Raw genomic sequence first — 12245 nt, 5'->3', positions numbered from 1 at the left:
AAGAGCTCAACCCATCCTACGAGCTACGAGCTGGCTTCGCTCTTCCCGTCCCACGCACTTTCATTTTGGCCCCTCAACCTGATACAATAGCGATACATCTGGGGGTTGAGTATGGTAGACGAATTTGTCAAAGTTATAGAAGCGATTGCGAAGCTGATAACTGCTGTTGCTTGGCCGGCCGTTGGCATCTATCTCATATATCGGTGCGGATCGGCTCTGCGGGACTTTCTCTCCGATATGGGAGAAGGCTCTTTGAAGGTTCTTGGAGTTGAAGCTTCGGCAAAAAGGCGATTTGCAAACGCGGTCGCCACAGCCGAGATAGCAAGGACAGCGCCTCCCAATCATCCGCCGTCCGATTTTACCTTCTGGAAGGATGTACTCGGCAAGTCCTGGCAGACTGCAGAACTATTAGCGGGCACTATTCCTATTGAAGAGACTGACGGAAAGCACATTTTGTGGGTTGATGACAATCCAGACGGCAATATCCACGAGCGGCATGCCCTGGAGGCTCTCGGTATCACCGTCGATATGGCCATCGATACTGATGATGCCATGAATAAGCTCGCGGAGCGTCACTACGACGCCGTGATCTCAGATATGGCCCGTCCAGAGGGACCACGAGCCGGCTATGAACTCTTGGATCGAATGAAAGCCAAGAAGATTTCTCCACCATTCATCATCTACAGCAGCACAAACACACCAGCACAACAACAAGAGGCGATTACCCGCGGCGCCTTCGGCTCAAGCAACAAGGTTGCCGAGCTGATTGAGTTGGTCGCGAACGCTATTCGGTCAGCGGCACCGAGATCTAAAGCTAGCTTAGGGATGAAGAAAGTAGCGCGATTGGCGAAAGCTTATCTGGCACAGAAAGGGTCTTCCGATTAGCTCTTAAGATAATTGAGCTTGCGAAACCCATCAGCCATTTGAATTACGGTGACAGTGCTGGAAACTCTTAGGACCGTGCAGTTTTGGCAGTACGATCCCGGACATCACCTCGCTCATTCGGGCGACGAACTACAGTTCGCCGTCGGGCCTCGATCCACCCTGCGCCCCCGCCATAATTTCTCCTTCGCAGGCGCGTTGTGTTGGGCGACGGCGAGGCCTATCCTTGCAGCGATCGGACTGCCGCACTCCCATTGACCCGACTGGATGAGGGCGCATCGGTGCCTGAAGCGGACGACCCCCAGCCTGAGACCCAGAAGCCTGATAGCCAAGAGCGTGACGCCCCCAGGGCGAGCGAGGCCCGGGCCGATGGCGGGCTGGCGCGGGCCTTTGACCAGATCAAGAGCGCGGAGCAAGACCTTGCGCGGCTGGACCGGCTTGTTTCGGGAATGGAACACGATGGCGCGCGGGCCTCGCAGGCAAGCGCCGGTGCGAAGGCGGCCGAGACTCCCAGGTCCAAGGCGTCCGATAACAACATTCGCGCGCAAGGCCTGAAGGGAGATCGGCCGATGCTGCGTGCTTTGGTTGGCCTCGTGCTTGCGATCGGCATTCTCGGTGCCGCCTTCGCTTCGCAATATCGCGACGAGGCCAAGTTGATCGGCAAGTCGATCATGGCACGATGGGTTCCGCCAGCCACAAGCCAACCCCGGCAAGCGGCCGCGGTTGAAAGTCCGGCGCAGCCGCCGACCGTGCTGCTGGCTGCTGCGGATCAGCCAACTTCGGTGCCCGCGCCGCCGGTCGGCAAGGAAACGGAAAGCGCTTCAAAGCCTGACGCTTCAAGACCTGACGCTCCAAAAACCGGCACCACGGCGCCTGACCCGTCGTCGTCCGATCTCGCGCAATCGCTCAAGACCATCACAGGCGAGCTTGCGAGCATCAATGGAAAGCTCGAGCAACTGAAGAGCCGCAACGAGCAGGCGCTGCGCGAGCAGGCCGACACCATTCAGCAGCTCAAGGCGGCGCAGGAGAAGGATGCGGCGGACAATGCGCGCCTCGCTGCGCAGGTCCAGGCGCTGCAAACGCAAGTGACGTCTTCATCCGCATCTGCACCCGCGAAACCCGCCCTTCGGAGCGTGATGAACAACGAGACGACTGCGCCTGCACGGCCGCACGTGCAAGCTGCGCCACCCCGGCGGCCGAGGCCTCCGCCGCGAGGGCCCTGGATGCCCCCGCCCTATATGGACTACGGCGATCCGGATTGGTGAGCCCGCAGGGCGCATGATCGCACGCGGCGGCGAGAACGCCGTGCAGCCCGGATGTCGCTCATGCTCCACCCGGGCTTTACCCATCCGGCCTTGGCTGAGGCCGCACGTTTCTGTGTCCGCGGCAACGCGGTCACCGAGATCGGCTGCGGGTTCACTCGCCTCCGGGTTCACTCGCCTCTACGTCCGCGCGATCCCGAGCCACGCCATCGAGCTGACGTCAGTGTATCTGGACCGTGGCCATGGTTCTCAGTCTCGCGGGCGACGTGAAGGCCACCGCGCAGCCGAAGCAGGATCTGCCGACTTTCATCCATCTCTGCGGCGCAGGTCCCGCCACGGCCTATGCGCGCCGCAGGTTTCAGATGGTGGCCACCGAACGCTGCGGCGATCACCTCGTTGGGCTAGGTCGCGAGGGTCAACGCGATGAAGCGGCAGTTTCTGCGGAGTTCAGTACCCTGACTTGGTCGAGCCGGCGCTCGACCTCGTGCTCGCGCCGGTGGTTTGACCTGTAGTTTGACCTGGAGCGTAGCTCGACGCGCCGTGATGGGTGTTCCTCGCGGACTTCGCGTGATGCATCTTATGTCCGGGAGTATAGCCGGAAGCGCCCGGCTCGCCCTTCTTGGAACCCATTTGCTGCATCTCATGACCCGGCGTCTTGCTCGATACGCCCTGAGCAAACACGGCTGGGGCTGTAGCCATGACGATGGCGGTCGAAAGCGCGATGATCCTTGCTTTCATGTTGTCCTCCTCTGACAAGTCCCTCAACGGATTGAACCGGCGCCTTGTTCCCCTAAGCGAACGTTCATGGTGAGACCGGCGCTGCCCAACTGGCCCCTTTCGCCGCTGCAAAGCGCATGAACGCCTGCTTGAAAGTGCCCGCCGCGTGACAGCGCCCTGTCGCACATCGTGTGCTGACTCGACGGCTTGATGGGTTTCGCAAGAGCTCAACCCATCCACGCACCGTCACCGTAACGCGCACGAAGGTCGTGCGTGCGGCTCCTGGAGCCACGCCGCCCGAAATGCCTTTGCGGCGGCGCGTTTCGCCCCTACACTCCCCACCCCACCGGATTTGCAACGGAACCCGTTTAGACGCGGAGGAGAAGCTATGTCCAAGCCGGAAAGCTTCCCGATCGAAAAGATCTTCGTTCCCACGAAACGGAGGAAAGACATCAAGCCCGAGATCGTGGGAGAGATCGCGGAAAGCATTTTGGACATCGGGCAGCAGGCGCCCATCTTCGTCCGGACCGAGGGAGACCGCCTCGTCCTGGTCGAGGGATTGCATCGGCTCGAAGCCTGCAAGGCGCTCGGCGAGACCACTATCATGGGTGTCGTGGTACCGGCCGAGCTTGCGCAGCACAGAAACCTCCTGTCCGAAGGACCCGAGGTCGAGGCAGAGCGCATCAAGATGGCGCGATTGAAGAAGCTGCGCCTCGAGAGGGAGGCCGCGGAAGCATCGATGGCCGCCGTAAAGCGCGTCCATGAAACGGAAGCGCCGCGCGCCCGTTCGGACAAGGCCGTCCGGAACAATTCGAAGGCAGTGCGGACATTGCCATCGAAACCAAAAACGCTGTCGGACTGGATCACGCAGCAGAAGAGCAGCGGCGGCCGCTACTGATTGCCGGCCGCCCGCTCAGCCCCGCCGCCGCTCGTTGTCCGGATGCATGAAAATATCATGCACCAGCCCGAGCTTCCCCAACCCCAGAATGATCAGCCCGTTGATGTCGATCTCGTACCAGGCGTGCGACAGATAAGCATCGCGCGGAAAGCGATGATGGTTGTTGTGCAGGCCTTCACCGAAGGTAAGCAGCGTGGTGACCAGTTCGTTGGTGGTGCCGTCGTCGAGCTCGTAGCGGCGATAGCCCCAGCGGCCGTCGCTGTGGCAGACCGAGTTGACCAGCGAGGTGGCCATGGTCATGAGGTAGCTGCGGAACAGGCCGGAGAACAGCACGCAGCCGATCATCGTGTGCACGCCGCCAAAGGCGTAGCCGATGCTGCCTGGAATGATCAGCGCCGACAGCGCGTACCAGTACCAGCGCGTCCGGGTGAAGAACATCGCGATCGGGTCGCCCAGGATATCCCTGGCATAGTATTCGGCATCGGTGGTCGCCTGGTCCCACACCCAGCCACCCTGTGCGTGCCCCATGCCCTTGGCGAAGGAGGCGATGCGGTTGCCGAAGCCGTCATAATAGGGGCTGTGGACGTCGCCGGGCTTGTCGGAGTGAAGATGGTGCCGGCGATGGTTGCTCACCCATTTCAGGATCGAGCCCTGCACCGCGAGCGTCGCGATCGCCGCCAGGATCGTCCGCATCACCGGACCGCAACGAAAGCTGCGATGCACGAAATAGCGATGCATGAAGCCGATCCCGATCGTGCTCAGCATGAACATGCCGGCAAAAACGGAAATTTCCACGCGGCCGATGCCCTGCGTGAAGGCCCAGACCAGTGCCCCGATCGAGCCCGCGATCATCAGCGCGAATGAGATGTAGGAATCGCGAAACTTGGCATCGACAACAGGGCCCTCGACCAGCACGCCCGGCGGCATTTTCGGCTGGACACCCTGCTCCGGCACCACGCCCTCGATAACGGTCATTTCAGCCAATCCATTGATGGAAAAGTCACTGTGCTGCAACGCAGGGTACAGACGCAGGTAGCGTCTCGCAAGGACCCGGGCGGCCGTAGAAGCGCGGAGTCATGATTGGAAACGATCGGAACGCCTGCCGGCTCGGTCGACCTGCGCGGCCTAATCCCGCGCCCGGCGAACCGCCTCCTCCAGCTTGATCCGCTGCTTGTCCCAGCGCGCGCCCTCCACGGCCGCCCGCTCATCGAGCGCAGCCCGCTCCGCTTCGATCTCGTCCAGCCGCGCCTGGTGCTCCAGCCGCGCCTTGTCCAGCGCGCCCTGCGCGGCTGCGACCGCCTTCTCCCGGCGCGCACGTACCTTGGCCTGTGCGGCCTCCTCGTTGCGGCGCGCGCGTTCGCGGCGCTGCTCTTCCCTGGCGAAGGCCGCGGCGGCCTTGCGAGTGTCCTGCTCGCCGGTCTTGCGGGACGACTTCGCCGCCGACTTCGGCGACGTCTTCGGCTTCGACTTTGGCTTGGACTTGGGCTTGGACTTGGATCTGAACTTCGGCGCGTCCCCGTCGTCGGCAAGATCGGTCGGCAGCGCGGCGCGCTCGGTGAACGGACCGTCCGATCCGACCGGGCGCCTGAGCACGACCCCGGGCGCCGCCATGGTCGCGGCGACGATGTCGGGGTCGTCGGTCTCCTTGGCGATGCCCTGATGGAACAGGTTGGACTTGGCGCCCCAGGCGTCCAGCGCCGCTTTCATCGAAGGTGCAGCGACCGCCTGATCGTAGAAGCCGAGCGAGGTCTGATACGTCTTCAGCTTCCTTGATGGCTTTTCTGGCATCTCGCCTCAGGGGACCGCAGGGAGTAAGACTTCGGCCCTCACCACCAATACGGCCAGCGCCAGCCTTCATAGCGAATGTATGACGGCACCAGCGGCGGGCCGTAGGGATCGACGCGATCGTCCTCGGGGCGATAACGATAACGAGGCACAATGTTATAATCCCACGGCGTGGGCCTGAGCACGGGGGCGGTGACGATCAGCCTGTCTTGGGGTGCGCGGACGACGACGGCCTTCCGCGTCCGGGCTTCAGCACCTGAAGACCCAAGCAGCACAAGGGCCGTTCCGAGCGCACAGACGACAGTCATGATTTTCATGCGATGGTCTCCTTCCCGCAAAGAGTGCGGGAGGACGCCAGGCAAGGCAAGCAAATTCGCCTTCAACTTCTCGAACGACCCGTCGCGACGTTTACCTCCGCTTAGGCCGCGTGAGGCTGCCGGCCCGCGGCTTGCGACGGGTTGATCTCCTTCAGGCACACATCGCTCTGATGAATGGCGAGAATATTGATGCCGAGCGTCATCAACTGGTAGCCATTGTCCACCAGCCATTGCTCGAGCAGCCCCGAATCCGTCTTGATCTTCTCGATCAGCAGCATCGGGCGATACGCCTTGATGGTCTCGCGCGCGCCGGCAAGAGCCTCCAGCTCCATGCCCTCGACGTCGATCTTGATGAAATCGAGCCGCGGCAGATTGAGCTCGTCCAGCGCCATCTTGCGCACGACGACGGTGTTATGGGTGTAATCGATCTGCTGACCGATGAATTCGTTGCTGGGGCGTGGACGCAGTTCCAGGCTGCCGAAGCTCGACGGCGTGAAGTAATCCGGATTGGGCATCTGCATGGTGCCCGACTCCGAGGACACGGCCGCGTGCACCGCCAGCGCATTGAAGCAATTGTTGATGGCGATGTTGCCGGCCAGCGCATAATAGATCCGTTCCTGCGCCTCGATCGCGATCACCGAGCCCCAGCCCGTCATTTCTGACGCCCATTCGATCGTGTGCACGCCGATATTGGCGCCGCAGTCGATGGCGATCACGCCGTCACCGTGGTGCTTGCGCCGCAAGGCCAGCAATTCGAGCGCGATCTTGACCTCGCCGGGATCGAACGCCGCGGCCTCGAGGATCTGATACCCCACGCCGTAGCCGCGATCAGGAGAGACCATGCGATAGTCGAACCTGTTGACGATCATCGTCCCATGGCTGGACGAGGTCATGACAAAGGCCAGCTTTTGCCCCGCGATCGGCATTGCAGAATCTCCCCACGCTTTGCGTGGATGCCGTTGTTACAGAGAGTGCTTATGCGAGGCTTGCCCCATAAACCTGATGCCGTAGGGTGAAGGCGCGAGGCGCCGCGCCCACCATGTCTCTCGGTCGCAAAAAATGCGTGGGCACGCGCTCGCTTTGTCCACCCCGACGGCCGCAACACCTGGAATCCCCCCATGACAGTCCTCCGCATCGCAGCCTTCTCCGACGGCAAAACCGGCGGCAATCCCGCCGGGGTCTGGATCGGCGAGGCCCTGCCGGATGCCGGCAGGATGCAGGCAATCGCGGCCGAGGTCGGCTTTTCCGAGACCGCCTTTGCCGCACCCGAAGGTCAGGCCTGGCGGGTGCGGTATTTTTCGCCGGCGATGGAGGTGCCGTTCTGCGGCCACGCGACCATCGCGCTTGGCGCCGCGCTCGCGCATCGCTTCGGCGATCGCAGCTTTGAGCTGCATTTGAACCATGCCGTCATTTCGGTCTCGGGGCGGCGCGATGGCAACACCATCGCAGCCGCGCTGCAGTCCCCGCCGACGCGTAGCGCGCCGCTCGATGCCTCGCTGCGCGATGCGTTGCTGGATATGTTCGGCTATGCAAGCATCGATCTCGACCCCAACCTGCCGCCGGCCAGAATTCACGGCGGGGCCGATCATGCCCTGCTTGGCTTACGATCGCGCGAAGCACTGGCGCGCATGGCCTATGATTTCGAGCGCGGACGCGCGCTGATGGAGCAAGCGGGCCTCGTCACCATCGCCCTGGCAACGGAGGAGACGCCGCGCCTGTTCCATGTGCGCAATGCCTTTGCCGCCGGCGGCGTGGTCGAGGATCCCGCGACAGGCGCAGCCGCCGCCGCGTTTGCCGGCTATCTGCGCGACATCGGTTGGCCGCACGGCGGCGCCATCGACATCGTCCAGGGCGAAGACATGGGCGCGCGCTCGCTGATTCGCGCCGAGATCGGCGTGGCCAAGGGCGGCTCGATCCGGGTCTCGGGCACGGCGCGGTTCATGGAGGCTTGATGCAAGGACCCTGGCGACCCGGCGCCGTCAACTGCTCTTCAGGCTCAGGATGTACTCCGACAGCGCATCGGCCTGATCGGGCGCAATCACGAGGTTGGGCATGTCGTGGTGGCTGGTTCGCCAGAACACCTTGAGCGAGAGCGCGGTGGTGCCGTTACGGTCGGCAACGGCCTGGAAGCTCGGAGCCAGGTCGAAGAAGCCGGACATGCCCGGCTCGATGGCGTGGCACGGTTGACACCAGGCCTGCGCGAGGCGATGTCCTTCCGAGACCTTGCGCAGCGACGGCCTTGACGCGCCGGCCGCGGTGTGGACGACACTGAAGAGAAACAGGATCGACAACGCGATCAGAATGGCGAGGCCGACGTAAATTCGAATGCTGCGCGACATCGCTCCGCCCTCGCCTTCGCTTCGATGAGTTGATAAGCGTAAGTCGCAGCGCAGGGCGGCCAATTGATCTGCATCAAGGGGCCGGCGCGATGCGCGTAGGAAGAGATGCAGCGCAATCGTTGGGGAAGGACGACCATGAACGGCAATCGCTATTACGGCGTCCGCGTCGAGGGCGCGAAATACGGTGTGGGCTTCGGCTCCGCGCTCGCCATCGCGATCTCCTATACCAACAACCATTCGATCCTGTGGGCGATCATCCACGGGCTCCTGGGCTGGCTCTATGTGATCTTCGTCGCGCTGTTTCGCTGACGCCCGCCCGTTTCCACTCTCCAGCTTCGAGATAGAGACCCATCATGACCGACGCCACCAAATGCCCGAACTGCCAATCGGAACACGCCTACCAGGATCGCGATCTCTGGGTCTGCCCCGAATGCGCCCATGAATGGAGCGCTGCGGGCGATGCGGCCGCTCCAGTGCCGCAGGCGTCGGGCGTGCGCGATGCCCATGGCAACCTGCTCAGCGATGGCGACAGCGTCATCGTGATGAAGGACCTCAAGGTCAAGGGCTCCTCGTCGGTGGTCAAGGGCGGCACCAAGGTCCGCAACATCCGCCTCCAGGACGCAACCGACGGCCATAACATCGCCTGCAAGATCGACGGCATCGGCGCCATGAACCTGAAATCGGAGTTCGTGAAGAAGGCGTGAGGCGCCGGCTGATGCGGACCTTGCGGTGGAGGACGCCCCGCCGACCCGCGCAGCCGCCCACCCTCGCATCATGCCCCTGTTTTGCCCGACGGGTCAACCGTCATTCGCCATATCCGAAATCCGAAAAACGTAAGCATTTCTACTGTGCATGGGGTTGTTTTCGCGGTTTTTCCTACCTCTGCCTTTGCGCGAGGTAGAATCCGCATAGCACCGTCACGAGGCCTGCGGTCTGCAATGACGTCGGCGGCTCGCCGAGCAGCAGCCATCCGCTGATCAGCGTCAGCGCCGGCACGCAGGCCGGGAACACCGCCGCGCGCGCGACGCCGAGGCGCTGCACCGAGACGGCGAAGAGATAGAGCGCCGCGGGGCCTGCGAGCACGCCCTGCGCCAGCGCCTGGATCGTATTCTCGGTGACGCCGATCGCGGCGACATGGGCGAGACCGACGGTCGCGATGTAGATCGGCAGCAGCAGCAGCGACAGCGCATTGATGACGAGCGCCGCCGGCACCGCCGAGACGCGCCAGTGCCGCAGCAGCGCGCCGAAGCCTGCAAACATCAGGCCGGTCAGCACGAAGATCAGATCGCCCTGCACGCCGTCGATGCCGATATGGCCGATCGATTCCGCGCCGATCACCCCGAGCCCGCCGACGATGACGATCGCGCCGACGAGCCGCGAGGTGGAGATTCGCTCCTTCAGGAACAGCGCGGCGAACAGCAAACCGCCGAGCGTCGCGCAGGACGGCTGGATCACGCTGCCATGGCCGAGCGGCACGAACAGGAAGCCGGTGTAGGAGATCAGGGACATCACGGGCCCGCCGAGCACCATCAGCACGAGGCCCCTCGCCCAGCCGATGCCGCAGAGATCCGAGATGCCGGCGCGCGCGACCAGCGGCAGGAAGGCGATGCCCGACCAGACATAGCGGTGCACCAGAAGATCCACCGGCGTGAAGCCGACCTTCAACCCGTGCCGCGTGCCGGCAAAGCCGAGCGCCCAGAACAACGCAGCCGACAGCCCGCAGACGACGCCGAGCAGCGCCTGCCTCGCATCGTTCTTCTGAGTGAGAGCGCCAGCGCCGCTCGTCCGCTGATCCATGGGCCACGCCATTATGCGAGTGTGCGCGTCAGCTCAACCCACGCTCTTGCAGGGCTGGCACGCGGAGAGAATGTGAGGCCGGCATCAGGCGTCGTCGCCGAACACCATGCGCCATCCCTTGCGCGTATCCATGTATTCCCGCACCTCGCGGATGCGACCGCCGGCGACCGTGAACACGAAGCAGTAATCGTTCTCATATGGCTTGCCACCAGCGAGCGTCGCGCGCATCCGCTCTTCCACGATCACAGTGTCGCCATCGGCGTAGACGCCGCGAAATGCGATATCGATCCCGGAAAACATCTTGTGCATGTCATCGGCGATGAAGCGCGCGATCTGCCTCGCCCCGACCATGTGGTCGGTGTGATCGAGCGCCACCGCTGTGGCGTTGCCTTTCGGCGCGATCCATTCGGCCTCGTCAGTGAACAGCGCCGCAATGCGATCCGCATCGCGTGACGAAAAAATCTTCCAGGCATTGAGCACGATATCCTTCGAGCCGCTCACGATACGCTCCCTTGCATTGATGTGAGGGAGCGCGTTCTAGGCCGGGACGCGTGCTGCGGCTCGCCACTATCGGACTCGGTCATCCCACACCGCTTCCACCCGCACCGCTATGCGCTATCATCTGCGGATGTTGAGCTTCGAGACCTGCAATGCCGCGCGGCTGCGCCGCGATCCCAACTATGACGGCCGCTTCTTCACGGCGGTGAAGACGACGGGGATCTATTGCCGTCCGGTCTGCCCGGCCAAGCATCCACTGACGCGCAACGTCGCCTATTATCCGACGGCAGCCGCGGCGGAAGCGGCCGGGTTCCGGCCCTGCCTGCGTTGCCGCCCCGAAACCGCGCCGTTCTGCCCGGCCTGGAACGGCACGCGCTCGACCGTCGCGCGCGCGGTGAAGCTCATCAATGCGGGCGCGCTCGACGAGGATAGCGTGGTGGCGCTCGCAACGCGGCTCGGCATCTCGTCGCGTCATCTCGCGCGGCTGTTCGAGCGCCATGTCGGCGCGACGCCACAGCAGCTCGCCAAGACCATGCGTGTCCAGCGCGCCAAGCGTCTGCTCGACACCAGCGATCGCACCATGACGGACATCGCATTCCAATCCGGCTTCGGCAGCCTGCGCCGCTTCAACGCGGCCTTCGCCGAGCTCTACGGCCGATCGCCGTCGAGCCTGCGCGCGATGCGGAGGACGTCATCGCTCAGAAGAACCCGGGATTGAGATCGAGCCCGCAGGTCAGGCTCAGCACGAGCACGAACAGCGCGGCGGCGATCGCGCAAAAAAGGCCGGGACAAGCCCGGCCATGATGTCGTGAAAAGCTTCGCACCGAGCTCTCAACGCGGCACGGCAGCAGCTTAGCGAGCGGAGCCCGTGGTCACGGTCGCGGTCTTCAGCTTGCGCGGGGCCAGCACGCTGGCCTGAAGCGCCGTTACACTGGTCGCAGGCGCGGCCACTTGCTGGTCGACATGGGCGGCGCCGAGCACCCGGACCTGCACGGGCGAAGCCGGAATGCCGTAGGCGTCGTAGGTCGGCAGCTCGGCCGCGAAGGTAGCAGTCGAGCCCGCGATGGCGAGGACAGCGGCTGCGATCGACATGGTCTTCTTGTTCATGGTGATGCTCCAAAGAAAAGTTCGGAGCCAAATGTAAGCCTGATTTGCTGCATTGCGACATGCATTGCTGCATCGCAATAACGCGTGCCGCGCATGGCAATATATTTAGTGCTCTCAAAGCCTTGGATGAATTGGCTCTACTCGACGCTCAGCCGCCCATGACGTTGCCCCAGCCGTCGAAGACATAGGTTCTCCAAGCCACGGTTCCATCACCTCGTGCCCGGCTGGCCCGGCGATAGTCGTCGGCCTGATCGGCAGTCCAGGTGATGATCGTGCCGGAGACACGATCATGCAGGATGGCGGGCTCAGCGGGATCGAAGGCGTCCATAGGACGAAGCGAGGAATGCGTCATGGCCGACCAACGCGCTGGCGGCGGCAAGGTTGCCGCGAGGCACCCTATTTCAGCGCAGTCGCCAGCGATTGCAGCTCAGCGACGAGATTGGTGCCGAGCGCGTAGATCACCTCGATGATCGCGAGCGCGATGCCGGCAGCGATCAGGCCGTACTCGATCGCGGTGGCGCCGGATTCGTCGGCGGCAAATTCAGTCAGCCGGCATTTCAATGTCACAAGCATATCCTTCCAAATCTAGCGGACGTTGCCGGCGCGCAAGCCGCGCACCTCACAATCCAAGATTGAGTCAATT

18 protein-coding genes are annotated in these 12245 nt (G+C 63.3%); 8 read left to right on the top strand and 10 right to left on the bottom strand.

The features are described 5' to 3' along the window. The first annotated feature begins 111 nt into the window (after positions 1 to 111). The 4 genes from XH88_RS05000 (at position 112) to XH88_RS04985 (ending at position 3759) form a co-directional block, all read left to right on the top strand. On the top strand, positions 112 to 885 hold the full coding sequence (locus tag XH88_RS05000) for a response regulator (RefSeq protein ID WP_271614282.1): 774 nt from the start codon (positions 112 to 114) through the stop codon (positions 883 to 885). A 278-nt stretch (positions 886 to 1163) separates the two neighbouring features. After that, positions 1164 to 2147, top strand: a complete 984-nt coding sequence (locus tag XH88_RS04995; RefSeq protein ID WP_271614281.1) for a hypothetical protein — start codon at positions 1164 to 1166, stop codon at positions 2145 to 2147. Between the two features lie 239 nt (positions 2148 to 2386). Beyond that, positions 2387 to 2656 (top strand): hypothetical protein, encoded by a 270-nt coding sequence (locus tag XH88_RS04990; protein WP_271614280.1) that lies wholly within the window; start codon positions 2387 to 2389, stop codon positions 2654 to 2656. A 593-nt stretch (positions 2657 to 3249) separates the two neighbouring features. Further along, positions 3250 to 3759: a ParB N-terminal domain-containing protein gene (locus XH88_RS04985; RefSeq protein ID WP_271614279.1), complete on the top strand. Its 510-nt coding sequence runs from the start codon at positions 3250 to 3252 to the stop codon at positions 3757 to 3759. A 15-nt stretch (positions 3760 to 3774) separates the two neighbouring features. On the opposite strand, the gene XH88_RS04980 is transcribed toward XH88_RS04985, so the two are convergent. From XH88_RS04980 to XH88_RS04965, 4 genes are all read right to left on the bottom strand, one after another. Continuing rightward, positions 3775 to 4734 carry an acyl-CoA desaturase gene (locus tag XH88_RS04980; protein ID WP_271614278.1) on the bottom strand — a complete coding sequence of 320 codons (960 nt, stop codon included), beginning with the start codon at positions 4732 to 4734 and terminating at the stop codon, positions 3775 to 3777. 150 nt (positions 4735 to 4884) lie between these two features. Continuing rightward, entirely contained in the window at positions 4885 to 5547 is a 663-nt protein-coding gene (locus XH88_RS04975) for a cell envelope biogenesis protein TolA (protein WP_271614277.1), read from the bottom strand. A 38-nt stretch (positions 5548 to 5585) separates the two neighbouring features. Beyond that, positions 5586 to 5861: a hypothetical protein gene (locus tag XH88_RS04970; RefSeq protein WP_271614276.1), complete on the bottom strand. Its 276-nt coding sequence runs from the start codon at positions 5859 to 5861 to the stop codon at positions 5586 to 5588. A 101-nt stretch (positions 5862 to 5962) separates the two neighbouring features. Further along, positions 5963 to 6787: an FkbM family methyltransferase gene (locus XH88_RS04965; protein WP_271614275.1), complete on the bottom strand. Its 825-nt coding sequence runs from the start codon at positions 6785 to 6787 to the stop codon at positions 5963 to 5965. A 192-nt stretch (positions 6788 to 6979) separates the two neighbouring features. Between XH88_RS04965 and XH88_RS04960 the strand changes: the two genes are divergently transcribed. Further along, positions 6980 to 7813 (top strand): PhzF family phenazine biosynthesis protein, encoded by an 834-nt coding sequence (locus XH88_RS04960; protein ID WP_271614274.1) that lies wholly within the window; start codon positions 6980 to 6982, stop codon positions 7811 to 7813. Between the two features lie 27 nt (positions 7814 to 7840). Here the strand turns inward: XH88_RS04960 and XH88_RS04955 are convergent, their stop codons facing one another. Continuing rightward, positions 7841 to 8200: a c-type cytochrome gene (locus tag XH88_RS04955; RefSeq protein WP_271614273.1), complete on the bottom strand. Its 360-nt coding sequence runs from the start codon at positions 8198 to 8200 to the stop codon at positions 7841 to 7843. 135 nt (positions 8201 to 8335) lie between these two features. Here XH88_RS04955 and XH88_RS04950 point away from each other — a divergent pair, with 135 nt between their 5' ends. After that, positions 8336 to 8509 (top strand): hypothetical protein, encoded by a 174-nt coding sequence (locus XH88_RS04950; protein WP_164938645.1) that lies wholly within the window; start codon positions 8336 to 8338, stop codon positions 8507 to 8509. A gap of 44 nt (positions 8510 to 8553) precedes the next feature. Further along, a complete protein-coding gene (locus XH88_RS04945) occupies positions 8554 to 8904 on the top strand; it encodes a zinc ribbon domain-containing protein YjdM (protein ID WP_271614272.1) in 351 nt (116 codons plus the stop codon). A gap of 172 nt (positions 8905 to 9076) precedes the next feature. Here XH88_RS04945 and XH88_RS04940 read toward each other — a convergent pair whose 3' ends face one another. Then, a complete protein-coding gene (locus tag XH88_RS04940) occupies positions 9077 to 9997 on the bottom strand; it encodes a DMT family transporter (protein WP_271614271.1) in 921 nt (306 codons plus the stop codon). Between the two features lie 84 nt (positions 9998 to 10081). Beyond that, a complete protein-coding gene (locus XH88_RS04935) occupies positions 10082 to 10498 on the bottom strand; it encodes a nuclear transport factor 2 family protein (protein ID WP_271614270.1) in 417 nt (138 codons plus the stop codon). 127 nt (positions 10499 to 10625) lie between these two features. On the opposite strand from XH88_RS04935, the gene XH88_RS04930 reads away from it, so the two are divergent. Continuing rightward, the gene (locus XH88_RS04930) at positions 10626 to 11213 is read left to right on the top strand and encodes a bifunctional transcriptional activator/DNA repair enzyme AdaA (RefSeq protein ID WP_271614269.1); all 588 of its coding nucleotides are present in this window, start codon (positions 10626 to 10628) and stop codon (positions 11211 to 11213) included. 134 nt (positions 11214 to 11347) lie between these two features. Here XH88_RS04930 and XH88_RS04925 read toward each other — a convergent pair whose 3' ends face one another. The 3 genes from XH88_RS04925 to XH88_RS04915 all read right to left on the bottom strand — a co-directional run bounded on the left by XH88_RS04925 (position 11348) and on the right by XH88_RS04915 (position 12169). Then, on the bottom strand, positions 11348 to 11602 hold the full coding sequence (locus XH88_RS04925; protein WP_271614268.1) for a hypothetical protein: 255 nt from the start codon (positions 11600 to 11602) through the stop codon (positions 11348 to 11350). Positions 11603 to 11750: 148 nt separating this feature from the next. Next, on the bottom strand, positions 11751 to 11954 hold the full coding sequence (locus tag XH88_RS04920) for a hypothetical protein (protein ID WP_271614267.1): 204 nt from the start codon (positions 11952 to 11954) through the stop codon (positions 11751 to 11753). Between the two features lie 44 nt (positions 11955 to 11998). Beyond that, positions 11999 to 12169: a Flp family type IVb pilin gene (locus XH88_RS04915; RefSeq protein ID WP_442868409.1), complete on the bottom strand. Its 171-nt coding sequence runs from the start codon at positions 12167 to 12169 to the stop codon at positions 11999 to 12001. Positions 12170 to 12245 lie beyond the last annotated feature (76 nt).

Source organism: Bradyrhizobium sp. CCBAU 51627, from assembly GCF_028128765.1.
Taxonomy (GTDB): Bacteria; Pseudomonadota; Alphaproteobacteria; order Rhizobiales; family Xanthobacteraceae; genus Bradyrhizobium.
The sequence above is the reverse complement of the archived record's forward strand: the minus strand, read 5'-3'. Positions and strand labels throughout refer to the sequence as shown.

Coding starts and splice junctions, on each gene's coding strand:
- XH88_RS04985 (WP_271614279.1), top strand. CDS start 3,250: ATGTCCAAGCCGGAAAGCTTCCCGATCGAAAAGATCTTCGTTCCCACG.
- XH88_RS04920 (WP_271614267.1), bottom strand. CDS start 11,954: ATGACGCATTCCTCGCTTCGTCCTATGGACGCCTTCGATCCCGCTGAG.
- XH88_RS04965 (WP_271614275.1), bottom strand. CDS start 6,787: ATGCCGATCGCGGGGCAAAAGCTGGCCTTTGTCATGACCTCGTCCAGC.
- XH88_RS04960 (WP_271614274.1), top strand. CDS start 6,980: ATGACAGTCCTCCGCATCGCAGCCTTCTCCGACGGCAAAACCGGCGGC.
- XH88_RS04970 (WP_271614276.1), bottom strand. CDS start 5,861: ATGAAAATCATGACTGTCGTCTGTGCGCTCGGAACGGCCCTTGTGCTG.
- XH88_RS04975 (WP_271614277.1), bottom strand. CDS start 5,547: ATGCCAGAAAAGCCATCAAGGAAGCTGAAGACGTATCAGACCTCGCTC.
- XH88_RS04945 (WP_271614272.1), top strand. CDS start 8,554: ATGACCGACGCCACCAAATGCCCGAACTGCCAATCGGAACACGCCTAC.
- XH88_RS04950 (WP_164938645.1), top strand. CDS start 8,336: ATGAACGGCAATCGCTATTACGGCGTCCGCGTCGAGGGCGCGAAATAC.
- XH88_RS05000 (WP_271614282.1), top strand. CDS start 112: ATGGTAGACGAATTTGTCAAAGTTATAGAAGCGATTGCGAAGCTGATA.
- XH88_RS04990 (WP_271614280.1), top strand. CDS start 2,387: ATGGTTCTCAGTCTCGCGGGCGACGTGAAGGCCACCGCGCAGCCGAAG.
- XH88_RS04955 (WP_271614273.1), bottom strand. CDS start 8,200: ATGTCGCGCAGCATTCGAATTTACGTCGGCCTCGCCATTCTGATCGCG.
- XH88_RS04980 (WP_271614278.1), bottom strand. CDS start 4,734: ATGACCGTTATCGAGGGCGTGGTGCCGGAGCAGGGTGTCCAGCCGAAA.
- XH88_RS04925 (WP_271614268.1), bottom strand. CDS start 11,602: ATGAACAAGAAGACCATGTCGATCGCAGCCGCTGTCCTCGCCATCGCG.
- XH88_RS04940 (WP_271614271.1), bottom strand. CDS start 9,997: ATGGATCAGCGGACGAGCGGCGCTGGCGCTCTCACTCAGAAGAACGAT.
- XH88_RS04930 (WP_271614269.1), top strand. CDS start 10,626: ATGTTGAGCTTCGAGACCTGCAATGCCGCGCGGCTGCGCCGCGATCCC.